Genomic DNA, 23119 nt, shown 5'->3' with positions numbered 1-23119 from the left:
ACCCGCGAGCCCGGCGTGAGGGGCCGTCCGCCCCGCCACGGCGACGAGTTCGTGTTCGGCGACCCCGCCACCTGGAACACCCCCGACGCACACACGGTGACCGAGACCCGCCTCTACGGCACCGCCGCCGCACGGGCCTGGGACCGGCTCCATCCGAGACTGACCCACCGCTCGGCCTGGACCGCCCAACTGGGCGCCCTGCCAGTGATCGAGGGCACCGTGATCCGCCTGCAGGTCGACCACTTGCCCAGCGGTGCGACACCGAAACCGGTCTGGCTGTGGTGGTCGGGCACCGACGCCACCCCTGCCCAGGTCGATCTGCTCTGGCAGGCATTCCTGCGGCGCTTCGACATCGAGCACACCTTCCGCCTGTTCAAGCAGACCCTGGGCTGGACCTGCCCGAAGATCCGCAGCCCCGAAGCCGCCGACCGCTGGACCTGGCTGATCCTCGCCGTCTTCACCCAGCTGCGTCTGGCCCGCCCGCAGGCGGCCGACCTCCGGCGGCCGTGGGAGAAACCAAGCCCGCCCGACAGACTGACTCCCGCCCGAGTCCGCCGCGCTTTTCGGCACCTCCGCCCGCAGGCGACCTGTCCCGCCGCAGCACCGAAACCTTCCCGCCCCGGACCAGGACGGCCGCCGGGCCGCAAGAACACCCGACCCACCCCACGCCACGACGTGCACACCATCGGCAAGTCAGGCATGAGACAGAAGAAGTCAACGACCCCACGACCACGCCGCACAGGTTAAAGATCAAGCTAATGGGCGCTCGGGTAGCCGATCAGATGCGGGCGGTCCTTCTCGTCCGTCCAGTGGAAGAGCCCGAGACCGTCCGACGTCACCTCGCCCGGGACCAGTTGGTTCGAGGGCAGGGCCCCCGTCGTGCCGCTCCTGATCGCGACCGCGACGGGGGTGCCGCCGCCGGCCAGTACGTCCGCCGCGTTGCGGGCGTTCGCCGCGCCGTACGCGATGCCGTCGTCGTTCACCGACGCCAGCGTCAGCGGCTTCGTGCCGTCCGTCCCCTCGAAGCAGAAGCCCCGCTTGGTCAGCAGGTCGAAGGCGAGCGGTCCGGCCACCAGGAAGTTCCCCGAGGGCGCGGAGACGAGCTGCGGGTACTGGCCCGGCTTGATCGCGGGCTTGCTGCACTCCACCGAGGCGAGCGGCTTGCCCGTCTCCACGTCGTGCACCGTCCACAGGTCGTGGGTGGTGGCGCGCTTGGCCCCCTTCGCGAGCTGCCACTTCGCCAGCACCATGCCCGGGATCACCGAGGTCGGGATGCCGCTGAGCCGGTCGGTGCCCTTGGGGGCGACATCGCGGCTGAACCAGCCGTCCTGCACCCAGAACTCCTTGGCCCCGGTGACGAGAAGGCCCTTCTCCGTCATGCCGAGCACCTCGGTGAGCTGCTTGCAGCTCGTGCAGCCCTTCGGGTACTTGATCGCGGAGGCGGCGACCGTGGACACCCGGCCGGTCACCGGGTCGACGACCGCGCTGTTCGTCCGGCCGTCGCTGATGAGGATGCCGGGGCCGCTGGTGGAGACCGTCGGCACGGAGTTCCACGGCACCTCGACGCGTCGCCGGGAGCCGTCCTGCACGTTGTAGACGTCCAGCGAGACGATCGTGTCGGCGGGGGTCAGCGCGTTCTCGCCGACCTTCCCGTACGCCCATGTCACGAAGTACTCGTGGTCGCCCACGGTGACCGGGACGAGCTTCGGGAAGTGCTGCGGGGACGGGGGCCGCCACGCCTCCCCGTGCCAGCCCGCCTCTCCGGTCTCCGCGTCGATGGTCCGCAGCTGGTACTTGCCCTCCGAGACCCGCGCCAGGTAGGCGAGAGCGCCCGTCGTCCGGGAGATCGCGTAGTCGGGCGAGGTGCCGATGAGCTCCCAGCCGCGCTCCGGCGCGAACACGGAGGGGACGGTGAGCCGCGTCACCGTGGACGCACTCGTCCTCACCTGCTTCTTCGACTTGTCGGAGCTCTTCTCACCGCTGCCGCAGGTGGCCAGCAGAAGAAGCATGGCAAGCAGGAGAACTCCGCCGACCAGAACCAGGCGCACGATCTTCTGTCTCATGGTTTCCCTCGATGGGCTGTCCCGACCTCGCGCCGGTCAGCGTAGCAACTGGCGCAGGGCTCGCGGCAGTTCGCAGGCATTGTGGTTCACCACCGGTGCCGGGCCACGAGCGGGCGGGTGGCCTGCGCCTACAATTCGTCGGTGAACGCCACCCTCCCCACCGCGGAAGCCCTGCGCACGGCGCTGGCCGGACTGCTCGACGGGCTGCCGCCCAAGCAGGCCGCCCAGGCCGTCGACCGGCTCATCGCCAACTACCGCGGGACCACCCCCACCGACGCCCCGGTGCTCCGCGACCGCTCCGACGTCGCCGCGTACGCCGCGTACCGGATGCCCGCGACCTTCGAAGCCGTACGGGCTGCCCTCGCCGCGCTCCAGGAGGCTGCCCCGGACTGGGCGCCCGTCACGCACACCGACATCGGCGGCGGTACCGGAGCTGCGAGCTGGGCCGTGGCAGGGGCCTGGGAGGGGCCGCGGACGACCGTCCTGGACTGGGCCGAGCCCGCACTCGCCCTCGGCCGTGAACTGGCCGCGCTCTCCGGCGTCCCCGGCCTGCGCGCCGCCGAGTGGCGCCGCGCCCGGATCGGCGCGGACCTCGACCTCGCCCCCACGGACCTGGTCACCATCTCCTACGTACTCAAGGAACTGACCTCGGACGTCCGCACCGGCCTCGTCGACACCGCGGCGGCCGCGGCACAAGCGGTCGTGGTGGTCGAGCCGGGCACCCCCGACGGCTATGCCCGGATCATCGAGGCCCGCGACCGGCTGATCGCCGCCGGGCTGAAGGTCGCCGCCCCGTGCCCGCACGACGACGCCTGCCCCATCGAGCCGGGCACGGACTGGTGCCACTTCTCGGCCCGGGTCAGCCGGTCCTCGCTGCACCGGCAGGTCAAGGGCGGCTCGCTGCCGTACGAGGACGAGAAGTTCAGCTACGTCGTGGCGACCCGTTTCGGGACGGAGCCCGTCCGGGCGCGGGTCACCCGCAAACCGCAGATCCGCAAGGGGCAGGTGCTGCTGGACCTGTGCACCCGTGACGAGGCGCTGCGCCGCGCCACGGTCACCAAGCGGCACGGCGAGCTGTACCGGGCCGCCCGGGACATCGCGTGGGGCGACGCGTGGCCGCCGCACGACGCGGGCCGCTCCGGCGGCTGAGGGCCGCCGGACGACCGAACCGACGGGCCGGCTACCCGCGCAGTTCCTGCGTGCAGCACTTCACACTGCCGCCGCCCTTCAGCAGCTCGCCCAGATCCATCGGCACGGGCTCGAACCCGCGTGCCCGCAACGGATCGAAGAGCCCCGTGGCCGCCTGCGGCAGCAGCACATGGAGCCCGTCGCTCACCGCGTTCAGGCCGAGCGCCGCCGCGTCCGCCTCCCCGGCGATCAGCGCGTCGGGGAAGAGCCGCGCCAGCACCGACCGGCTGCCCGGCGAGAAGGCGCCCGGGTAGTACATGATCTCGTCCCCCGCCTCGTCGAGCACGCACAGCGCCGTGTCCAGGTGGTAGTAGCGCGGGTCGACCAGATCGAGCCCGATCACCGGGCGGCCGAAGAACTCCTGCGCCTCGTCGTGCGAGAGCGGGCTGGACCGGAAGCCCCGGCCGGCCAGGAGGTACGACGCGGTGACCGCGAAGTCGCCCTCGCCCTCGTTGACGTGGGCCGGTTCGTGGATCTCGGTGAAGCCGTTGGCCCGGAACCACTCACGATGGGCCTCCGCCTCCTCGAGCCTCTCCCGGTACGCGAACCGGGCACCCAGGACGCGGCCGTCGACGACGGTGGCGCCGTTGGCGGCGAAGACCATGTCGGGCAGCTCGGGCCGGGGAGCGAGCAGTTCCACGGTGTGCCCGAGGGTGCGGTAGCGGTCGCGCAGGTCCTCCCACTGGGTCTGGGCCAGGGGGAGATCCACGGGCTTGCTGGGGTCCATCCAGGGGTTGATGGAGTACGTCACCCTGAAGTGGGCGGGAGCGCACATCAGGTATCGGCGGGGTGTGGCTTCACGAGGCAATGAAGGCTCCTCACGAACACGGCAGGGGTGGCCTGCCGGGGACTTCGCACGGGTGTGTGCGTGAGCCCATGGTCCGCTCTCCGGGGCCGGTTGTGCAGTGATCCGATCGGGTGGTTCCCGACGACGATGAGACGATACGTATCGACTCGTGCCGCTGCTGGTGCCGTGACCGGCAAAGTGTGCCGGGAGGGGCACTAGATGTATTGCCCTGTGAGGTTGGGGACGCGGCTGGCGGGTGGTTTGCCTGCGAGTGCGGTGTGTCCGCGGTGGTGATTGTAGGTGTGCAGCCACTGGGGGAACGCGTCTCGTCGTTCTTGTTCTGAGCGGTAGGGGCGTGCGTAGGCCCATTCGTCGAGCAGGGTGCGGTTGAGGCGCTCGACCTTGCCGTTGGTCTGCGGGCGGTAGGGCCGGGTCCGCTTGTGGGCGATCCCGGCCGCTGCCAGGGTGTTGCGCCAGGCATGGGACTTGTAGCAGGCGCCGTTGTCGGTGAGGACCCGTTCGACGGTGATGCCGCACGAGGTGAAGAAGGCCTGGGCCCGTTGCCAGAACCCGGTGGCGGTTTCCTTCTTCTCGTCGCCGTGGATCTCGCTGTAGGCGAGGCGGGAGTGGTCGTCGACGGCGGTGTGGATGTAGCTGTAGCCGGCCCCGGACCGGGTCTTGCGGCCGGCCTGGCGGCCCAGTGCTCTGTGGCCGCCGCCGTCGGGGATGTTGCCGAGCTTCTTGATGTCGACGTGGACGAGTTCGCCGGGCCTGTCGCGTTCGTAGCGGCGTATGACGCGGCCGGTGGCCCGGTCGAGATGGGTCAGGCGGGCCAGGCCGAAGCGGGTCAGCACGCGGTGCACGGTCGAGGGCACCAGTCCGAGCAGGTGCGCGATGCGGGCCGGTCCCCACCGCCGCAGGATCCGGACCTTGATGATCCGGCGTTCGGTGCGGGTCGGGGTCCGGTGCGGGCTGGTGTGCGGACGGCTTGACCGGTCCGCCATGCCCGCCTCGCCGAAACGGCGGTAGCGGGCGGCCCACCGCTGGGCTGTGGTCGGCGAGACCTGGAAGCGCTCGGCGGCCCGGCGCAGGGGCCAGTTGTCCTCGACGACGCAGCGGGCCAGACGCAGGCGGCCGGTCTCGGTCAGGGGTGCGTTACGGTGGGGCACGAGGGCCTTTCGGTCGGTGTAGACGTCGCAATCCACACCGAACCCGAAAGGCCCTCATCCGTTCAAGATCCCTCAGCCGAGATCTCGCTCACCTGTCCACAACCTCCCCGGACAGAACAACTAGATTGACCGGCATGGCAGAGAACAGGCCGCCCGACTCCAGCCGCCGCAGCGAGAGCTCGCGCCGCGCGATCCATGACGCGGCTCTCGGCCTGGTCGGTGAGGTCGGCTACCCCAGGACCACCATCGAGGCCATCGCCGCACGGGCCGGCGTCGGGAAGCAGACGATCTACCGGTGGTGGCCCTCCAAGGCGGCCGTCCTCCTGGACGCCTTCGTCGCCCTCGGCGACCGGGCCGCCGAGCAGGGCGGCGGGGGCGAGACCCAGGGAATTCCGGACACCGGTGATCTCGCGGCCGACCTCAGGGCCGTGCTGCGGGCCACCGTCGACGAGCTGACCGACCCCGCCTTCGAGGCGCCGACCAGGGCGCTGGCGGCCGAGGGGATCGTCGACCCGCGACTCGGCGCCGAATTCGTCCAGAAGCTCCTCGACCCGTCGCTCCAGCTGTACGCAGCGCGGCTGCGCGCCGCCCAGGAGGCGGGCCAGGTGCGCGCCGACGTCGATCCGCGCATCGCCCTGGAGCTCCTCGTCGGACCGCTCACCCACCGCTGGCTGCTGCGGACCCTCCCGCTCACCCATGCGTACGTGGACACGGTCGTCGACTACACCCTGCGCGGGCTGACACCGCACGAAGACGCACCCGTCATTTCGTGACAAGAAGTGTGATAGCGCCCAGCCCGTCGCACTGTCCGCCGTACCCCGCTTCGGGACTCCGGCCACCCGAGGCGCAGGATGGTGGGACGATGGACAGGGGCAACGCAGAGGTAAGGGGATAGATGGGCGCCGATTTCGGCCGTTATCGCGGCTCCGAGAGCAAATTTTCCCAATGGCTTCGCCGCCGACCCAAACCGCAGCAGCGCGAGGTCGACGACACCGCCCGGGAGGCGCTGCTCCTGGCCGTCGCCGAGGCCGGAATGCCGATCGCGCCCGCCGCCCACCCGGTCGGCTACCGATGTTCCTGTGAACGCATCGGCTGTCCCACTCCCGCCCGGCACCCCGTCTCCTTCGCCTGGCAGACGCAGTCCACCACCGACCGGGCCCAGATCGAGCGCTGGGCACGCAGCCAGCGTCAGGCCAACTTCATCACGGCGACCGGCATGATCCACGACGTGCTCGACGTCCCGCTGTCCGCGGGCGGCCAGGCACTGGAGCGGCTCCTCGCCGCGGGCATCGACGTCGGCCCCGTCGCCCGGTCCGGCGACGACCGGATGCTCTTCTTCACCGCCACCCGTGGCACCCCCGAGGACGAGGACGAGTGGTGGCCGTGCGAGCTGGACTGCCACCCCGAGACCATGGACGAGCACCCGGGACTGCGCTGGCACTGCCGCGGCAGCTACGTACTCCTGCCGCCGGCCAGGCTTCCCGGTGAGCTGGACGTGCAGTGGGTCCGGGGGCCGGAGAACCCGCTGCCCGATCCGCTGACGCTGCTGGAGACGCTCACCGACGCGTGTGCGCAGTACGCGGACGCGACGGACCAGGGTGATCTCGACCACGGCTCGGTGGCGTGGCCGATGAGCCGCTGAGACCGGTCCGACGGGCCGGCCAGGACGGATCCTGGGCGACGGGTTCGACACCGCCCCGCTCAGGAACCCTTCGCCGCCGTGAGGCCCGGCAGGCGGTTCAGCATGACCACCTTGCCGTCCTTCGCGCCCTTCTTCGGGACGTACACCAGCTGACTGGAGATCCGCTCCTTGGTGAGGGTGGACCGCACCTCACCGGTCAGCAGCGCCTCCACATCCGCGTTGAGCGGCGGGCGCAGTCCCTTCGCCGCGGTCTGCCGTTCGAAGTGCTTGCTGCTGAAGAAGACCAGCGCCCCGCCGTCGTCCGTCCTCAGGCCGAGCGGGGCGAACGTGCCGCTGTCCAGCGGCTGATCGATGTACTGGTACGAGAAGCCCGCCCGCCGGGTGGTGCGGCGCGCCTCCCGCCAGCCCGAAGTGGCGGCGCCGGGGGCGAAGACGTCCGGGGTGCCCTTCTGCAGGTACTCCGTGTACCGGGTGCTCAAGTCCTCCGGTGCCACGGCCAGTTCGGAACCGTCCGGCGCCACCGGTTCGGCCCGGCCGTCGTCGTCCTTCGAGAAGCCGGGCACCTGGGACGACGGGACGACCGACAGATACGAGGTTCTCCAGCCCGCGCCGGGCCCGGACTTGACGAAGACGAGCAGCCAGCGGGTGTCCAGCTTCCCGGTGTCCTCGTCGCGGTTGGAGTCGGTGTCCGCGAGGAACCAGCGCGGCCAGCCGGCCTTCTTCGGGATGAGATATCTGGCGTCGGTCAGTTCCAACGGCCGGTGGGTCGCGTTGCCGTTCGGATTGTTCTTCTGCCGCGCCCGCAGCCCGGCCTGGTTGATCGCGCCGAGCGGGCCCGTGACCCGGTCCGCGTCCAGAGCCGGGTCGTAGGCCTTGTCCGCCGCGTTGTACGCGGCGGTGAAATCCTTCAGTGCCCGGGCGGCCTCGGACCTGGTCGCCGCCGGTACCACTTCCAGCTCGCCGTGCACCGTCACGCAACCGCTCGCCGTCAAGGACAGCATCGTCACCGTCGCGAGCACCGCCGCCGGCCGAATCGGCCCCAGGCTTCTCATCCGTTGCTTTCCGCGCCTTCTGATCCGTCGCCCCCACGGAGAGGGCCGGGCAGCGGACGTCGCGGCATCGCGGGGCCGGGGCACGCACCTCGCGGCGTTGTCGTCAATCACCAACGCTTCGCGTTGAATCGATCCTCCGCCTTGCGATGCACGCACCCCGGCCCCGCTCCTTAACCCGCGCTGCCCACTGCCCGGCTCTCTGACCGTCCGAACCCTACCGGGGCGAGGAACAGCGCGAGTGTGGGGATCAGATACAGCGCCCACACCGTGATCTGAAGAACGGTCGGGTCCGGCTGGAAGTTGAACGTGCCCTTCAGCAGCGTGCCGTACCAGCTGTCCGGCGGAATCGTGGCGCTGATGTCGAACGCCTGGTTGTGGATACCGCCCAGGAACTCGGCTTCCTGCAGGTCGTGGACGCCGTACGCGAGCACGCCCGCGGCGACGATCACCAGCATGCCGCCGGTCCAGGTGAAGAACTTCGACAGGTTGATCTTCAGCGCGCCGCGGTAGAACAGCCAGCCCAGTACGACGGCGGCCGCGATACCGAGGAACGCGCCGATCATCGGGTGCCAGCCGTCGTCCGCCGCGTGCACCGCACGCCACACGAACAGCGAGGTCTCCAGGCCCTCCCGGCCCACCGCGAGGAGCGCCGTGGCGACCAGCGCGCCGGTACCCATCGCGAGCGCCGCGTCGAGCTTGCCGTGCAGTTCCGTCTTCAGATGCCGCGCGGTGCGCCGCATCCAGAAGACCATCCAGGTGACCAGGCCGACCGAGACGATCGACAGCGAACCGCCGAGCGCCTCCTGGGCCTTGAACGTCATCTCCTGCGAACCGAATTCGAGACCGGCGCCGAACGCCAGACTGACGACGATCGCGATACCGACACCGATCCAGATCGGCACCAGCTTGTTCTTGTTGCCGGTCTTCACCAGATACGCGATGAGGATGCAGACGACCAGGCTGGCCTCAAGGCCCTCGCGCAGGCCGATCAGGAAATTGCTGAACACGTCTCGGTTCTCCTTCTCTACGAGAACAGCGCCCGGCCCCACCAGTCGTCCTTGTCGCGGACGCCCGGCGGGACGGCGAAGTGCGCCGAACCCACGTGCTGGATGTACTCGTTGAGCGCGTCGTTCGCCGCGAGGCGCCGCTGCAGCGGAATGAACGCCTTGCGGGAATCGCGCTGGTAGGCGATGAAGAACAGCCCGGCGTCGAGCCGTCCGAGGCCGTCCGTGCCGTCGGTGAAGGAGTACCCGCGGCGCAGGATCGTCGCACCGTCGTTGCTGTCCGGGTGCGCGAGCCGCACGTGCGCGGTCGGCAGCATCGCCTTCAGGAACGGCTCGTCGCGCTCCTTGGACCTGCCGACCGGGGCGCCCTCGCCCTTGTCGCGGCCGAAGACGTCCTCCTGCTCCTGGAGCGACGCGCGGTCCCAGGTCTCGATGTGCATCCGGATGCGCCGGGCCACCAGGTACGAACCCCCGGTCATCCAGCCCGCCTTGTCCTTCTCACCCACCCACACGTGCTTGTCCAGGGCGGCGGTGTCGGTTCCGGAGACGTTCCGGGTGCCGTCCTTGAAGCCCATCATGTTGCGCGGGGTCTGTGCGTCCGGCGTCGTCGAGGACGTCTTGCCGAAGCCGAGCTGGGACCAGCGGATCGCGGTGCGGCCCATGCCGATCCTGGCGAGGTTGCGGATGGCGTGCACCGCGACCTGCGGGTCGTCCGCGCACGCCTGTACGCAGAGGTCGCCGCCGCTGCGTGCCGCGTCGAGGTTGTCGCCGGGGAACTTCGGCAGATCGACGAGTGCCTCGGGACGCCTGTCCTCCAGGCCGAACCGGCCCTTGGCGAAGAGCGAGGGGCCGAAGCCGATGGTGAGCGTGAGCCGGGACGGCTTGAGCCCCAGCGCCTCGCCCGTGTCGTCCGGCGGGGCCTCGGCGAGACCACCGTAGGCACCGTCGCCGACCGCGTGACCGGCCGTCATCCGCTCGGCCGCCCGGGTCCACTCCTTGAGCAGCGAGATCAGCTCGGCGCGGTCCTTCGTCGTGACGTCGAACGCGGCGAAGTGCAGCCTGTCCTGCACGGCGGTGGCGATACCGGCCTGGTGCGCACCGTGGAACGGAACGGCCGCACCGCTGTCCGCGGTCGGCACCGCGTCGCTCCCCGGCCGCACCGCGGCGACCGCGCCACCCGCCACGGCCGCGCCCAGCGCCAGTCCGGCGCCTCCCCAGCCCAGCAGCGCCCGGCGGGACGGGGCACGGCCACCGGTCCCGGCGCCGTCCACGGCGGTGTTCTGCGTGTCCTCGGACATCCCGGTCCCTCCCGGCCCGTTACTTCGTCACCGCGGCGGCGAGCCGGGACAGCGGCTCGGCCAGCGCGTTGACCGCGTCCGACAGTTCCTTGCGGTCGGCCTTGCCGACCTTCTCGTACGAGGTGAATTCGTAGGAGCTCTTGTCCTTGCGGTACTTGTCCAGCAGCGTGTTCAGCGCCGCGAACTGCTTGTCCAGGGTCGCCGTCAGCGTCGGGTCGTTCTTCGAGGCGATCGGCTTCAGCAGCTCGTAGGACTTCTCCGCGCCCTCGACATTGCCCTTGAAGTCGATCAGGTCGGTGTGGCTGTAGCGCTCCTCCTCACCGGTGACCTTGCCGGTGGCGACCTCGTCGAGGAGCTCCTTGGCGCCATTGGCCATCGAGGTCGGGGTGATCTCCGCCGTGCCGACCCGCTTCTGCCAGTCGAGCAGATCCTTGTAGAGCACCGGCGCCAGGGCCTTCTCCTCGGCGCCCAGCTTCTTCTCCTGCCACAGCGCCTTCTCCAGACGGTGCCAGCCGGTCCACTTCTGGCCGTCCTCCAGACCGTCCTCGCGGAGGTCGACCTTCGGGTCGATGTCGCCGAAGGACTCGGCGACCGGCTCGGTGCGCTCCCAGCCGAGCCGGGAGTCGGCGTACATCTTCTTGGCGGCCTCGATGTCACCGGCGGCCACGGCGTCCGTGAACTTCTTGGCCTTGGGCAGCGTCTCGTCGGCCTGCGCCTGCACGTAGGTGCGGTACTCCGCGACGGCCTTGTCCATCTCGGGGCTGCGCTTGGCGACGGTGCCGCCGGCGACCTCGATCTGCTGCCGGATGCCCTCGCCCTTCATGCCGGGCTTGCAGACGACGTTGTACGAGCCGGCCTTCACCTCGGCGGTGATGGTGGCCTTGGTGCCGGGGCCGATGTTCTCGCGCTCCGCGGCGATGCGGTCGTCCGGGAAGAGGACGTAGACCTCGGTGACCTTCGAGCCCTTGTTCTGTACGGCCAGTTCGACGTGACCGGCCGGGAGCTTCTTCTTCGAGAGCTCGCAGGCGTCGTCCTTCGCGACGACCTGCAGGGCGTTGTCTCCCTTTCCGTCGCTCTTCTGCGCGCAGCCCGTGACGGCGGTCAGGGCTGCCACCGTCGCGGCAGCGGTGACGACGGAGAAACGAACGGCTCGCATACGGGCTCCACAGAGGATGAAGGAGAAGCGGGAGAAGGTCGGACAAAGACAGGTGAGGCGGACCTAACTTAACCGAGGCTTACCTGACCCGTCCCCACCTGTGCAGTGATTCAGCTCTCATCCCGGCAGTGCGGGAACGGAGAGATCACGATCGCCTCATGGAAGGCTCATGGGAAGGTCAAGCAATGGTCAAGTCCCTCGTGTCGGTACGACGAGGGGCACCCCGGTGCGCGGATGCGGGAAGACCTCGACCGGCTGCCGGTAGACCTCGCCGAGCAGCTCGCCCGTGAACACCTCGACGGGCGGGCCCGCCACCGCGATCCGCCCGTCCCGCAGTACGGCGGCCCGGTCCGCGTACGCCGCGGCCAGCCCCAGATCGTGCAGCACGACGACGACCGCGTCCCCGGCGGCGGCCCGCTCCCGGCAGAGCCGCAGCACCAACTCCTGGTGGCGCAGATCCAGCGCGGCGGTCGGCTCGTCGAGCAGCAGCAGCGGGGCGCGCTGTGCCAGCACCCTGGCCAGCGCGACCCGGGCCCGCTCGCCACCGGACAGCGCGGAGAAGGGCCGTCCGGCGAACTCGGTCACCTCGGTGGCGGCCATCGCCGCGGCGACGGCCGGCTCGTCCTCGTCCGCCCGCTCCGTCCCGGCCCACGGTGCCCGCCCCATCCGTACGACGTCCGCCACCGGGAACGGGAACGACAGCGCGGCGGACTGCGGCAGCACGGCCCGGCGCAGGGCGAGTTCGGCGGCGGACCAGTCGGTGGCCGGACGCCCGCCGATCCGTACCGTGCCGCTCTCGGCGGGAAGATCGGCGGCCAGTGCCGCCAACAAGGTCGACTTCCCCGCCCCGTTGGGCCCGACGAGTGCCAGCACCTCGCCCGCGTACGCCGTCAGTTCGACGGAGTCCAGCACCGGCCGCCCGCCCAGCCGCACCCGTAGCCCGCACGCCTCGGCGACGGGGGAGCCGGGCGGGACGGGAGCGGGCAGCCGTCGGCCCCGTACCCGGAACGGATTCCTCGGTGACCTCATGCCCAACCACCTTGCCCACGACGGGTCCTGCGCAGCAGCCAGAAGAAGAACGGGCTGCCGAAGAGCGCGGTCAGCACGCCGAGTGGCAGCTCGGCGGGAGCGGCGACGGTGCGGGCCGCGAGATCACCGGCCACCAGTACCAGCGCGCCGCCGAGCGCGCTGCCGGGGACCAGGAAGCGGTGCCCGGGACCGTTGGCCATCCGCAGCAGATGAGGAACCAGCAGCCCCACGAACGAGATGATCCCGGCGACCGCCACCGCGGCGGCGGTCAGCAGCGCCACCACGAGGACGAGGACGATCCGCAGCCGCTCGACGTCGACCCCCAGATGCCGGGCGGGCCGCTCGCCGAGCGCGAGGAGGTCCAGCCTCCGGGAGTGGAGCGGCGCCACGAGCAGCCCGAGCGCCGCGCACGGCAGCACGGCGAGCACCTTGGGCCAGGTCGCCTGCGCCAGCGAGCCCAGCTGCCAGAAGGTGATCTGGGAGATCTGCGCGTTGTCGGCGAAGAAGACGAACAGCCCGATCAGCGCGCCCGCGAAGGCGTTGACCGCGATCCCGGTGAGGATCAGCGTCACGACCTCCGTCCGGCCGCCCGACCGCGACAGCGTGTACACCAGCAGTACGGTCGCGAGCCCGGCGGCGAACGCGCAGACCGTGATGGTCCAGTTGCCGAGGAAGTTCAGCCCGAGCGCGATCGAGGCGACGGCGCCGACCGCCGCGCCCGAGGAGATCCCGATCACCCCGGGTTCGGCGAGCGGGTTGCCGAACACGCCCTGCATCAGGGCGCCCGCGCAGCCCAGTGACGCCCCGACGAGCAGTGCGAGGACGACCCTCGGCAGCCGTACGTTCCACAGCACGCTCTCCCCGACCCGGTCGAGCGCGGCGCCGCCGAGGCCGAGCCGGTGCTGGACGGAGGCGAGGACGTCGCCGAGCGGGATGCTGTACGCGCCGAGTCCGGCGGAGAGCAGGCAGCACACCCCGAGGGCGGCGAGCAGCCCCCCGGTCAGCGCGAGGCCGGTGGAGCGCCGGGGTCCGGGTGTCCGGGTGCCGGGGGCCGCGGTGGTGGTGGCCGGCCGGGTGCGTTCGCCGTACGAGGCGGTCACCGGCCCGCCCCGTCCTTCGGGTGGAGCCGGGCGACCAGTTCGCTCAGCACCCGGTCCGTGCGCGGACCGTAGTTCAGCAGCACGCCGTCGTCGATGGAGATGATCCGCCGGTCGATTCCGGCCGGGGTCTCGGCGACGCCCGGGATCTTCACCAGACCGTCGACGCCGCCCACCGAGTCGAGTCCCTTGGTCATCACCAGGATGGCGTCGGGCGCGGCCTTGGCCAGGGCCTCGCTGGTGATGGCGGTGAAGTCCTTCTTCAGCCCGGACGCCTTGCCCGCGTCGACGGCCCCCGCCGCCTCGATGAGCGAACTCGCGCCGGAATCCCGGCCGCCCAGCAGATGGACGGAGGCCGAGCCGCGCAGATAGAGGAAGGCGACCCGGGGCTTCTCGCGCCCGTCGGCCGGGGTGGGCACGGACTCCTGTACGGCCTCGATGCGCGACCGGGTGCGCGCGTCGAGTTCGGCGCCCGAGTCCGGCACGCCGAGGGCCGCCGCCACGGCGTCGATCCGGCGGCCGACGTCGTCGAGCTCCTCGGCCGGTGCGACGACGACGAGCGGGATGCCCGCGTCGCGGATCTGGTCGATGGCCTCCGCGGGGCCGGTCGTGGTCTCCGCCAGGACGACCGTCGGCTTCAGCGAGAGCACGCTCTCCGCCGAGACGTCATGGGCGCGGGTCACCACCGGGAGTTTCGCGGCCTGTTCGAAGGTGGCGGTGATGTCACGGGCCACGACCCGCTCGCCGAGACCGAGTGTGAAGACGATCTCGTTCAGGCCACCGGTCAGCGGAACGATGCGGTCGGTCGAGGCGACGGTGACCTCGGTTCCGTCAGCCGACTTCACCGTGACCGGCAGCCGGGGCTCCGGCGCGGTGGTCAGGGGCTCGACGCGATCGGCCTCGGCGTCGCCGGAACGGGCGACGGGCGCCCCCGTGTCCGAACTGCCGCCGCAGCCGGTCAGGACGAGAGCGAGGGCGACGGCGGCCGTCAGCGCGGCCAGCGGTCCACGGGTCCTGACCGGCCCGCGCCGTGGTCGCCGGGCGCCCCGGACCGGCGGGGCGAAGTCCTGCGAGAAGCGCACTGGGGGCACCGTCCTGTCCTTCTGCGGTGAGCGGTTGGGCATGGTTTGCGAGCAATGCGGTGGAAGGGGTCCCTCCGGAAGGCTCATGTGACTTAGGTTAGCCTTACCTCACTTTCCAGACCTCGGAGGGGTTCTCATGCTGTCGTCCAGACCTGCCCGCGCGCTCGTCGGCGCGCTTCTCGCGGTGTTGCTCGGAGCGCTGCTCCCGGCCACCGCCGCGCAAGCGGCAAGTCGCACGGTGCAGGGCGGCAGGCTGGACTGGGGCATCAAGTCCTCCTTCCAGAGTTACGTCACCGGCCCCGTCGCGAAGGGCAGTTGGAGCCTGACCGGTGGTGCCGCCACGGTCGGCGGCAGCCAGTTCCGCTTCCATTCCGCCACCGGTTCCTACGACCCGGCGACCGGTGCCTTCAGCTCCGGCTTCGCGGGCGGGGTCCGGTTCCTCGGCCACAAGAAGCCCGTCGGCGGCTACGAGCTGGACCTCACCATCAGCCGCCCCACGGTCCGCATCACGGGCGGCGTCGGCACCGTCCACGCGGACATGGTCAGCAAGGACCGGGGGAGCGGTCGCGTCACCTCGGCCGCCCAGGTGCCGCTGGCGAGGCTCGGCCTGTCCGGGATCGACATGAAGGGCGGTTCCACCCCCATCGCCCTCGACAACATCCCGGCGACGCTGACTTCACAGGGCGCGAAGGCGTTCGCCGGCTACTACACGGCCGGCACGCCGCTCGACCCGATCAGCCTCTCCGTGGACACCTCCGCCCCCGCCGGGCAGCCGTCCGCGTCCAAGTCCCCCGAGAAGCCGAAGGATTCGAAGAGGACGGAGAAGGCGCGGAAGACGGCGGGACGCTTCGAGGACGCCGCCGTCGACTGGGGCGTGCGCCGCACCTTCCGCGAATATGTCACGGGCTCCATCGGCAAGGGGAAGTGGACCCTCGCCGAGGGCGCCCAGGACGGCGGAGCGCTCTTCCGTTTCCCCCGCGGCAAGGGCACGTACGACCCGGCGGGGCGGACCCTGGACGCAGGCTTCGCGGGCAGCGTCCGCTTCACGGGTGCCGACGGGCTCGACCTGCAACTCTCCGCGGTCGCGGTCCGGGTGAAGGCGGGCAAGGGCACGCTCTCGGCCGACGTCACGAGCGGCGGCGACCGGCGCAGGGCCGTCCCGGTCGTCACCTTCACCGCGAAGGACTTCACGCCGAAGAACGGGCTCGCCGTTCTCACCGAGGCCCCCGCGACCCTCACCGCCGACGGTGCGGAGGCGTTCGGCTCGCTCTACCGGGCCGGCACCGCGATGGACCCGGTCTCGCTGGCCGTCGCCGTGGACACCGGGGCCGAACTCCCCGCCCTGCCCGACCTGGGCAGCACACCCGACCCGTCCGGCCCGCCGGCGGAGAAGAGCGCGACCACCGCCGCATCGGCATCCGACGCCGACCCCGGTTCCGGTCCCCGGACCGGGCTGTGCCTCGGCGTCGGCGGTGCGGGCGTGCTCGTCGCCGCGGCGGGCGCGCTGTACCTCGCCCGCCGCAGAAGCACCCGGCGGAACAGCAACGCCCAGCAGAACGACAACGCCCTGCAGAACGACAACGCCCTGCAGAACGGCAACGCCCTGCAGAACGACAACTGAGGGCTGTCCCGCCCCCGTCCCACCCCCGCTTTCCATCCCCTGAGGAGACCACCGACCATGGCAGCCACCCGCCGTCCCACAGCTCTCGCCGCCGCCGTCGCCACGGCAGCCGCCCTCGGCGCGACCGCGTTCGCCCTACCGGCGTTCGCCGCCGACGGCACCGCCTCCGACGGGGCGACCGCCACCGCGCCGAAGCTGGAGCTGAAGGACGGCACGCTGGAATGGGGCGTCAAGGAGTCCTTCCGCAAGTACCTCGCCTCGTCGTTCTCCGGCGGGAGAATCACGGTCGAGGGCGGCGCCACCCAGGCACCCGGCAACGGCGTGTTCACCTTCGCCGACGGCAAGGGCACCTACGACACGGCCACGCACGGCACCGACACCGCCTTCGGGGGCGGCGTCAACTTCTATGCCCACGGGGGCGTTCTCGACATCACGCTCTCCGACGTGAAACTCGCCACGACCCGTACCGGCGGCACGATCACCGTCGACGTCACCACCCCGGAGGGCACCCGCGACGACGTGGCGTTCGCCGCTCTCGACCTCTCGGCGGTGAAGCCGGGCCAGGGTGCGGGCGGTGCGATGGTCTTCAAGGACATCCCGGCGACACTGACGAAGGCGGGCTCCGAGGCGTTCAACGGCCAGTACAAGGAGGGCGACGCGCTCGACCCGGCCACGCTCTCGGTGAAGGCGGTCACGGCCCCGACCGGGAAGCCCACGGAGGAGCCGACCACCGGGCCGACCGGGAAGCCGACGACCGAACCCACCGGGAAGCCGACCACGGAGCCCACCACGGAGCCGACCACCGGGCCGACCGGGAAGCCCACCTCGCCCGCGTCCCCCTCCGCCTCGGCCACCGACGAGCCGGCCGCCGCCGAACCGGGCGAGATCGTCGACGGCACCCTGGACTGGGGCGTGAAGAAGTCCTTCCGGGCCTACGTCACGGGCCCCGTCGCCCACGGCAGGATCGAGACGACGGGCGGTGCCGCCGCGTCCGGGGACGGCTACCGGTTCCCCGACGCCACCGGCCGCTTCGACGCCGCGAAGCAGACCCTGAACGCCGGGTTCGACGGCAAGGTCCGCTTCCTGGGGCACGAGGAGAACGGCGCGTACACCCTGGACCTCTCCCTGACCGGCCTGGAGATCCAGGTGAACGGGACGAAGGGCACGCTGATCGCGGACGTCACCACCAAGGACCGCGCGACGAAGAAGGTGTCCACCTATACCGGCCTCGCGATCGCCGACCTGCAGCTGCCCAAGGGCGAACTCGCCGCGAAGGACGGCGTGGTGACCCTCTCGGCGGTACGGGCGACGCTCAGCGCCGACGGCACCAAGGCCTTCGGGGGCATGTACCCGGCGGGCGAACAGCTCGACGCGCTGACCGTCGCGGTCGCCCTCGACGAGGACGCCGCACTCCCCGCTGGTGCGGGTGGTACGGGCTCCACCGGCCTGGCGGGAGGCTCCACGACCGCCGTCGGCGGCAGCGTGGGCGGCGGCTCGGTCGGTGGTTCGGTCGGCGGTTCGGGTTCCCTCGCCTCCACCGGCTCCGACATCCCGGCCGGCGCCCTGTTCGCCGCCTCGGCCGTCGTCGTGGCGGCCGGATCCGGAGCGGTGTTCGCCGCCCGCCGTCGCCGTACCGCCTGATCCGTCCGCAGCGCAGGACTCCGCCGCGCGACGACACCGCCCGGGTGACGGCCCAGTTGTACGGCCGCCGCTCGGGCGGTGCTTCAATGCCCGGGTGAGCGACAGCGACTTCGACGTACCCGCGGGCATCGACGTACTGCGGGTGTTCTGCGGCCCCGACGGCCGGCACGGCAATCCCCTCGGGGTGGTGCGCGACGGGCGTACGTACCCGGACGAGGCGTCCCGGCAGGCCCTGACCGTGCGGCTCGGCTTCAGCGAGACCGTGTTCGTCGACGATCCCGAGCGCGGACACGTCGACATCCACACCCCGGGACTCCGTCTCCCGTTCGCCGGGCATCCGCTCGTCGGCACCGCCTGGCTGCTCGATCTGGAGATCCTGGAACTGCCGGTCGGGGACGTCTTCGCCCGTCAGGACGGGGAGTTCACCTGGATCACGGCCCGCCCCGAGTGGGCGCCGCCGCGCACGCTGGAGCGATACGCGTCCGTCGCCGAGGTCGAGGCGCTGACCGGGCCGCCGCCGGGCGAGGGCTGGCTGTACGTATGGGCGTGGGAGGACGAGGCGGCGGGGCGGGTGCGGGCGCGGGCGTTCCCGAGGCGTGTCGGCGGGCGCGGCGCCGACGGAGCCGGGGCCCGCACCACGGGCATCGTGGAGGACGAGGCGACGGGCGCGGCGGCCCTGCTGCTCAGCGCGGAGCTGGGGCGCGCCCTCAACATCACACAGGGACGCGGCTCCCAGATCCTCACCGCACCCGCACCGGACGGCACGGTGGAGATCGGGGGCCGCGTCATGCTGGCCGTCAGTGGCTAGTGCCCCTCCCGGCAAGCTTTGCCCCGTCGCGCCGTCCAGCACGCACTCTCGCGGCGTCGGCCAAAAGTCCTGGTAGCTCCGCTACAAGGACTTCCGGCCGCCTTGCGATCGCACGCACCGGACGACACTCCTCACGGGGCAAACATTGCCGGTCACGGCACCAGCGCCAATCCAAGCCTGCCCGGCATCGGTCCGAGCCTGTCCGGCAACAATCCGAGCTCGTCCGGCGGAAGATCAAGCCCGTCCGGCGATTGAGGACAGAAGCGGCACGCCGGACCGGGCCGACCGGTGGACCCGGGTCAACCCTCCAGCCGCGCCGCCAAGGCGCTACGCGCTGAGCGGGAACACCTCGCCCAGCTCCCGGAACACCGCCGTGTTCAGTGCGAACGCGCGCTTGCACTCGTCGACGACGCGCTGCTTCTCCAGGTCGTCCGCGTTCACCGCGTCCAGCAGCTCGCGGTAACCCCGCTTGAACGAGGCGGGGTTGGAGATCTCCTCGAAGACGTAGAACCGGACCCCGTCACCCTTGCGCGCGAAGCCCCAGGTCCTCTCCGCCCTGTCACGGATGATCTGGCCGCCCGAGAGGTCGCCGAGGTACCGGGTGTAGTGGTGCGCGACGTAACCGGCGGGCCAGGTGCGGGCGCACTCGGCGACCCGGGCGGCGTAGGCGGCCGTGGCGGGCAGCGGCTCCAGCCCCTCGCGCCAGCCGACACCCCGCAGATGGGCCAGATCGCGCTCCAGTTCGGCGGTGCGCATCAGCTCGGGCCGTATGAACGGACCGGCGACCGGGTCGCTCCGCAGCGCCTGGGCCCCCTCCTCCAGTGCCCGGTACACGAACCACAGCTGCTCGGTGTAGCGCGTGTACGCGTCCACTCCGAGCCGCCCGCCGAGCAGGTCGCTCATGAAGGTCGAGGTCTCCGCCTCGGTGTGCTGCTCGTGCGAGGCGGTGCGGATGAGCGTCGAGAAGGGCGTGGGAGCGGCGGTTGCGTCCAAGGCGGGCCTCCGGGGGCCGAGGGGGACGGGAAGTCCGGAAAGAGACAGAAATATCGGCGGCGACCGCGTACGGCGGTGGCTGTCGACATCCCCGATCTTCCTACTTAGGCTTACCTAAGTCAACAGCTTCCCGACAGTCTGTCGGTAAAAACGATACGCCTGGTTCCGCCTCCGTGCGGGAGTTCGCGCGGACAGCGGGAGCGGCGGGGGCATGCGAAAGCGGCCGCCCGGGGGCGGCCGCTCGGAGGGGAAGAACTGTCCGCGTGGTTACGGGAGCGTCAGGATCTCGGCGCCCGTCTCCGTGACCACGAGCGTGTGCTCGAACTGGGCGGTGCGCCTGCGGTCCTTCGTCACCACGGTCCAGCCGTCGTCCCACATGTCGTAGTCATGGCTGCCCAGCGTCAGCATCGGCTCGATGGTGAACGTCATGCCCGGCTGCATCACGGTGGTCGCGTGCGGGCTGTCGTAGTGCGGAATGATCAGACCGGAGTGGAACGAGGAATTGATCCCGTGCCCGGTGAAGTCCCGCACCACCCCGTACCCGAAGCGCTTCGCGTACGACTCGATGACCCGCCCGATCACATTGACCTGCCGCCCCGGCCGGACCGCCTTGATGGCCCGGTTCAGCGACTCCTCGGTGCGCTCCACGAGCAGCCGGGACTCCTCGTCCACGTCTCCGCAGAGGTACGTGGCGTTGTTGTCGCCGTGCACCCCGTTGATGTAGGCCGTGACGTCGAGGTTCACGATGTCGCCGTCGCGCAGCACCGTGGAGTCCGGGATGCCGTGGCAGATCACCTCGTTGAGCGAGGTGCAGAGCGACTTGGGGAATCCCCGGTAGCCGAGCGTCGACGGGTAGGCGCCGTGGTCGCACATGAACTCATGGGCGACCCGGTCGAGTTCGTCCGTCGTGACGCCCGGGGCGATGTGCTTCGCGGCCTCCGCCATCGCCTGCGCGGCGATCCGCCCCGCGATGCGCATGCGCTCGACGGTGTCGGCGTCCTGGAGCTCCGGACCGGTGTACGGGGTGGGGCCCGGCTTGCCCACGTATTCGGGGCGCCGGATGTTTCCGGGTACGGAACGGATGGGAGTGATCTCCCCGGGTACGAGCAGCGACTGGCCAGACATGTCAGCGAGTCTAACCAGCGCGCTTGGGGCAGCATGGCCCCGAGGGAAGGAGCCGATGATGGCCCTGTTCAAGAAGCGCACGGCCGGCAGGCCGGGCGAGTGGTACTACTGCCTGCAGCATCGGAAGGTCGAGGAAGGCCCCGAGTGCCCGGCCAAGGATCGTTTCGGGCCGTACGCCTCCCCCGAGGAGGCGCGCCACGCGATGGAGACGGCGCAGGAGCGGAATCTGGAGTGGGAGACGGACCCCAAGTGGCACGACCGGGGCACACCGCCTGATCCGGAGTCCTGACCGGGTGCCGGGACCGGGACACCGGGGGTGCCATGCCAGGGACACCGGGGCGCGGGGACCGTGGCACGCCCCCGGTCCCCGTTCCTCACACGCCGGACGGGCTCGACTCGCTGGCCGCGCGCCTGCGCACCGCGTCCTCGTCCGTCTCGGAGTCGTACGTCAGCAGCTTCGGCAGCGCCGCGGTCAGCAGCGCGACCGAGGCGACGCACGCCACGCCCCCGCCCCAGATCGCGGAGCGGGTTCCCGTCCACCCCGCCATCGCACCGGCCCGCACCTGGCCCAGTTGCGGGCCGACGCCGTACGAGAGCACCTCGATGCCCGCCAGCCGGCCCCGCAGCTCCTCGGGGATGGTCTGGTTCCAGATCGTGGAGCGGCCGAGACCGCTGAGCATGTCGCCCGCGCCCGCCACGGCCAGACAGAGCAGCACCAGCCATACGTTGCCGAACCATCCGGCCGCCGCGATCGCCAGCCCCCAGGCCGCCGCCCCGAACACCACGAAGAGCCCGTGCCGCCGTACCCGCGACGTCCAGCCGCTGGTCAGGCCCAGGACCACGGAGCCGACCGACCCCGCCGCGTACATCAGGCCCAGTGACCACTCGGCGTCCAGTTCGTCGGCGAGGAACGGGAAGATCGTGTTCGGGAAGGCGAAGAACATCGCCGCCAGATCGACCGCGTACGTCCCCAGCAGCACCGGCCGCCTCCAGGCGTACCTCGCCCCCTCCGCTATGCCGCGCAGCGAGGGCTTCCGGCTGTCCGGGGAGGGCGGCGCGGGTGCCAGCCGCAGGCACAGCAGCACGGAGACGGCGAACGTGACCACCGTGACCGTGTACGCCGTGGCGTGTCCGGCGTAGGCCACCACCAGTCCGGCCACCGCGGGGCCGGTGATCGCGCCGAACTGCCAGCGCAGCGAGTTCAGCGCGGCGGCCGCGGTCTGCTGGTCGTGCGGCACGATCCGGGCCATCAGGGAGTCCAGTGCGGGCCGCTGGAGCCCGGCGAGCGCGGAGACCCCGCCCGCGACCAGATAGAGCGGCCAGAGCAGGGGGTCGGGCAGCGCGGCGTTCACCAGGAGCACGAGGGCGAGCAGCCCCAGCCCCGCCTCGGTGCCCAGGATCACCTTGCGGCGGTCCGCGGAGTCCGCGAGCGCCCCTCCGTACAGGCCGAAGACGACCAGCGGCACCAGCTCGACCGCGCCCATCGCGCCGACGGCCAGCGGTGAACCCGTCAGCTCCTTGATCTGGAGCGGCAGCGCGATTAACGCCATGAAGCTGCCGAAGTAGGTCACCAGGCCCTGGATCCACAGCAGCCGGAAGTCGGCCGAGGAACGCAGTGGCGAGAGGTCGGGCAGCAGCGCGCGCAGCCGGGTGGCCGGGGAGGGAGCTGAGGTCACGAGAGGCCATGCTGCGGCGCCGTGGGTGCATGCTGCAACAGCTTTTCGCGGCGTCCCGGGGCCCGGCAGATCGTGCCGCCCTCACCACCGGGCCGGTGGTGGCGCCGTCAGCTGGTCGGCGAGCCGGGACAGCCGGTCCCGGAAGCGACGGCGGCCACGCGGCGCGGGGACGCTGTTCTCCCCGGCGGCCGCGCTCACCAAATGCTGCACGGTGTCCAGGTCGACATCGTCGGTGGCGGTCACCGTGAGCGTCTCGTGGGCGAGCCCCCGCACCTCGGGGTCGCCGCCGTCCAGCGAGAGGATTGTCGCCCCGGCCCGACGGGCGTCGTGCACCCGCTCCAGCAGCCCGGCGCCGGGCCGCTCCGGGGCCACCAGCAGCAGCGTCTCGCCCCGCCCGGCCGCCTCGATCCGGGCCGGCCCGACGGCCAGGTGCGCCGGATCACCCGGATCCACCCGATGGCGCACCAGGGTGGGCGCCAGCTCCGGCAGCCCGGACCAGGCGGACTCGTCGACCAGATGGGCCGCCAGGTGCCACGGCTCGTACGCCGCCGTGCCCACCAGCAGCAGCCCGCCGCCGTGCGGGACGACGGAGGACCTGAGCGCCCCGGCGAACCGCCGGACCGCCGCGGGCCACTCCGTCCCGGTGAGCACTTCGCGCAGCAGGGCGACACGTACGGCATCCATGGCC

General features: G+C 71.4%; 21 protein-coding genes and 1 pseudogene. 8 read left to right on the top strand and 14 right to left on the bottom strand.

The window, feature by feature from the left end; all coding sequences use genetic code 11:
* Window positions 1–747: pseudogene (locus ACIQCZ_RS36755) on the top strand (transposase); the annotation flags it as partial.
* An 8-nt stretch (window positions 748–755) separates the two neighbouring features.
* Here the strand turns inward: ACIQCZ_RS36755 and ACIQCZ_RS36750 are convergent.
* Complete coding sequence (locus tag ACIQCZ_RS36750; RefSeq protein WP_402289500.1) at window positions 756–2063, bottom strand: hypothetical protein; 1308 nt, start codon at window positions 2061–2063, stop codon at window positions 756–758.
* A 141-nt stretch (window positions 2064–2204) separates the two neighbouring features.
* Between ACIQCZ_RS36750 and ACIQCZ_RS36745 the strand changes: the two genes are divergently transcribed.
* Window positions 2205–3212 carry a small ribosomal subunit Rsm22 family protein gene (locus ACIQCZ_RS36745; RefSeq protein ID WP_402289497.1) on the top strand — a complete coding sequence of 336 codons (1008 nt, stop codon included), beginning with the start codon at window positions 2205–2207 and terminating at the stop codon, window positions 3210–3212.
* A gap of 31 nt (window positions 3213–3243) precedes the next feature.
* On the opposite strand, the gene ddaH is transcribed toward ACIQCZ_RS36745, so the two are convergent.
* Entirely contained in the window at window positions 3244–4059 is an 816-nt protein-coding gene (gene ddaH / locus ACIQCZ_RS36740) for a dimethylargininase (RefSeq protein ID WP_402289495.1), read from the bottom strand.
* 194 nt (window positions 4060–4253) lie between these two features.
* Window positions 4254–5207, bottom strand: coding sequence for an IS481 family transposase (locus ACIQCZ_RS36735; protein ID WP_402289493.1), 954 nt, complete (start codon window positions 5205–5207; stop codon window positions 4254–4256).
* A 134-nt stretch (window positions 5208–5341) separates the two neighbouring features.
* Here ACIQCZ_RS36735 and ACIQCZ_RS36730 point away from each other — a divergent pair, with 134 nt between their 5' ends.
* Together ACIQCZ_RS36730 and ACIQCZ_RS36725 are read left to right on the top strand one after the other, a co-directional pair.
* A complete protein-coding gene (locus ACIQCZ_RS36730; protein ID WP_402289490.1) occupies window positions 5342–5980 on the top strand; it encodes a TetR/AcrR family transcriptional regulator in 639 nt (212 codons plus the stop codon).
* Between the two features lie 122 nt (window positions 5981–6102).
* The gene (locus tag ACIQCZ_RS36725; RefSeq protein WP_402289489.1) at window positions 6103–6849 is read left to right on the top strand and encodes a bifunctional DNA primase/polymerase; all 747 of its coding nucleotides are present in this window, start codon (window positions 6103–6105) and stop codon (window positions 6847–6849) included.
* Window positions 6850–6908: 59 nt separating this feature from the next.
* On the opposite strand, the gene ACIQCZ_RS36720 is transcribed toward ACIQCZ_RS36725, so the two are convergent.
* The 7 genes from ACIQCZ_RS36720 to ACIQCZ_RS36690 form a co-directional block, all read right to left on the bottom strand.
* On the bottom strand, window positions 6909–7901 hold the full coding sequence (locus ACIQCZ_RS36720) for a hypothetical protein (RefSeq protein ID WP_402289486.1): 993 nt from the start codon (window positions 7899–7901) through the stop codon (window positions 6909–6911).
* Window positions 7902–8071: 170 nt separating this feature from the next.
* On the bottom strand, window positions 8072–8908 hold the full coding sequence (gene efeU / locus ACIQCZ_RS36715; protein WP_402289484.1) for an iron uptake transporter permease EfeU: 837 nt from the start codon (window positions 8906–8908) through the stop codon (window positions 8072–8074).
* Between the two features lie 17 nt (window positions 8909–8925).
* Window positions 8926–10203, bottom strand: a complete 1278-nt coding sequence (gene efeB / locus ACIQCZ_RS36710; protein ID WP_402289482.1) for an iron uptake transporter deferrochelatase/peroxidase subunit — start codon at window positions 10201–10203, stop codon at window positions 8926–8928.
* Window positions 10204–10222: 19 nt separating this feature from the next.
* The gene (gene efeO / locus ACIQCZ_RS36705) at window positions 10223–11359 is read right to left on the bottom strand and encodes an iron uptake system protein EfeO (protein WP_402289479.1); all 1137 of its coding nucleotides are present in this window, start codon (window positions 11357–11359) and stop codon (window positions 10223–10225) included.
* 189 nt (window positions 11360–11548) lie between these two features.
* Entirely contained in the window at window positions 11549–12388 is an 840-nt protein-coding gene (locus tag ACIQCZ_RS36700) for a heme ABC transporter ATP-binding protein (protein ID WP_402289476.1), read from the bottom strand.
* On the bottom strand, window positions 12385–13488 hold the full coding sequence (locus ACIQCZ_RS36695; protein WP_402289474.1) for a FecCD family ABC transporter permease: 1104 nt from the start codon (window positions 13486–13488) through the stop codon (window positions 12385–12387). Before ACIQCZ_RS36695 ends, ACIQCZ_RS36700 begins: the two co-directional genes overlap by 4 nt.
* Window positions 13485–14567, bottom strand: coding sequence for a hemin ABC transporter substrate-binding protein (locus ACIQCZ_RS36690; RefSeq protein WP_402289505.1), 1083 nt, complete (start codon window positions 14565–14567; stop codon window positions 13485–13487). Before ACIQCZ_RS36690 ends, ACIQCZ_RS36695 begins: the two co-directional genes overlap by 4 nt.
* A 136-nt stretch (window positions 14568–14703) precedes the next feature.
* Between ACIQCZ_RS36690 and ACIQCZ_RS36685 the strand changes: the two genes are divergently transcribed.
* From ACIQCZ_RS36685 to ACIQCZ_RS36675, 3 genes are all read left to right on the top strand, one after another.
* The gene (locus ACIQCZ_RS36685; RefSeq protein WP_402289472.1) at window positions 14704–16188 is read left to right on the top strand and encodes an HtaA domain-containing protein; all 1485 of its coding nucleotides are present in this window, start codon (window positions 14704–14706) and stop codon (window positions 16186–16188) included.
* 57 nt (window positions 16189–16245) lie between these two features.
* Complete coding sequence (locus ACIQCZ_RS36680) at window positions 16246–17829, top strand: HtaA domain-containing protein (protein WP_402289469.1); 1584 nt, start codon at window positions 16246–16248, stop codon at window positions 17827–17829.
* Between the two features lie 94 nt (window positions 17830–17923).
* Complete coding sequence (locus ACIQCZ_RS36675) at window positions 17924–18637, top strand: PhzF family phenazine biosynthesis protein (RefSeq protein WP_402289466.1); 714 nt, start codon at window positions 17924–17926, stop codon at window positions 18635–18637.
* Window positions 18638–18964: 327 nt separating this feature from the next.
* On the opposite strand, the gene ACIQCZ_RS36670 is transcribed toward ACIQCZ_RS36675, so the two are convergent.
* Window positions 18965–19630, bottom strand: coding sequence for a heme oxygenase (biliverdin-producing) (locus tag ACIQCZ_RS36670; RefSeq protein ID WP_402289463.1), 666 nt, complete (start codon window positions 19628–19630; stop codon window positions 18965–18967).
* Between the two features lie 267 nt (window positions 19631–19897).
* Entirely contained in the window at window positions 19898–20755 is an 858-nt protein-coding gene (map, locus tag ACIQCZ_RS36665) for a type I methionyl aminopeptidase (protein WP_351082493.1), read from the bottom strand.
* Between the two features lie 58 nt (window positions 20756–20813).
* Between map and ACIQCZ_RS36660 the strand changes: the two genes are divergently transcribed.
* Entirely contained in the window at window positions 20814–21044 is a 231-nt protein-coding gene (locus ACIQCZ_RS36660; protein WP_402289460.1) for a hypothetical protein, read from the top strand.
* A gap of 85 nt (window positions 21045–21129) precedes the next feature.
* Here ACIQCZ_RS36660 and ACIQCZ_RS36655 read toward each other — a convergent pair whose 3' ends face one another.
* Both ACIQCZ_RS36655 and ACIQCZ_RS36650 read right to left on the bottom strand, forming a co-directional pair.
* Window positions 21130–22431: an MFS transporter gene (locus ACIQCZ_RS36655; protein ID WP_402289458.1), complete on the bottom strand. Its 1302-nt coding sequence runs from the start codon at window positions 22429–22431 to the stop codon at window positions 21130–21132.
* Between the two features lie 81 nt (window positions 22432–22512).
* Window positions 22513–23115, bottom strand: coding sequence for a hypothetical protein (locus ACIQCZ_RS36650; RefSeq protein ID WP_402289455.1), 603 nt, complete (start codon window positions 23113–23115; stop codon window positions 22513–22515).
* Between the last annotated feature and the right edge of the window lie 4 nt (window positions 23116–23119).

It is taken from the genome of Streptomyces sp. NPDC093149, assembly GCF_044754145.1.
GTDB lineage: Bacteria > Actinomycetota > Actinomycetes > Streptomycetales > Streptomycetaceae > Streptomyces.
This window is presented reverse-complemented; position numbering and strand designations above follow the sequence as displayed.

Coding starts and splice junctions, on each gene's coding strand:
- ACIQCZ_RS36750 (WP_402289500.1), bottom strand. CDS start 2,063: ATGAGACAGAAGATCGTGCGCCTGGTTCTGGTCGGCGGAGTTCTCCTG.
- ACIQCZ_RS36730 (WP_402289490.1), top strand. CDS start 5,342: ATGGCAGAGAACAGGCCGCCCGACTCCAGCCGCCGCAGCGAGAGCTCG.
- ACIQCZ_RS36725 (WP_402289489.1), top strand. CDS start 6,103: ATGGGCGCCGATTTCGGCCGTTATCGCGGCTCCGAGAGCAAATTTTCC.
- ACIQCZ_RS36720 (WP_402289486.1), bottom strand. CDS start 7,901: ATGAGAAGCCTGGGGCCGATTCGGCCGGCGGCGGTGCTCGCGACGGTG.
- efeB (WP_402289482.1), bottom strand. CDS start 10,203: ATGTCCGAGGACACGCAGAACACCGCCGTGGACGGCGCCGGGACCGGT.
- efeO (WP_402289479.1), bottom strand. CDS start 11,359: ATGCGAGCCGTTCGTTTCTCCGTCGTCACCGCTGCCGCGACGGTGGCA.
- ACIQCZ_RS36700 (WP_402289476.1), bottom strand. CDS start 12,388: ATGAGGTCACCGAGGAATCCGTTCCGGGTACGGGGCCGACGGCTGCCC.
- ACIQCZ_RS36685 (WP_402289472.1), top strand. CDS start 14,704: ATGCTGTCGTCCAGACCTGCCCGCGCGCTCGTCGGCGCGCTTCTCGCG.
- ACIQCZ_RS36680 (WP_402289469.1), top strand. CDS start 16,246: ATGGCAGCCACCCGCCGTCCCACAGCTCTCGCCGCCGCCGTCGCCACG.
- map (WP_351082493.1), bottom strand. CDS start 20,755: ATGTCTGGCCAGTCGCTGCTCGTACCCGGGGAGATCACTCCCATCCGT.
- ACIQCZ_RS36660 (WP_402289460.1), top strand. CDS start 20,814: ATGGCCCTGTTCAAGAAGCGCACGGCCGGCAGGCCGGGCGAGTGGTAC.
- ACIQCZ_RS36650 (WP_402289455.1), bottom strand. CDS start 23,115: ATGGATGCCGTACGTGTCGCCCTGCTGCGCGAAGTGCTCACCGGGACG.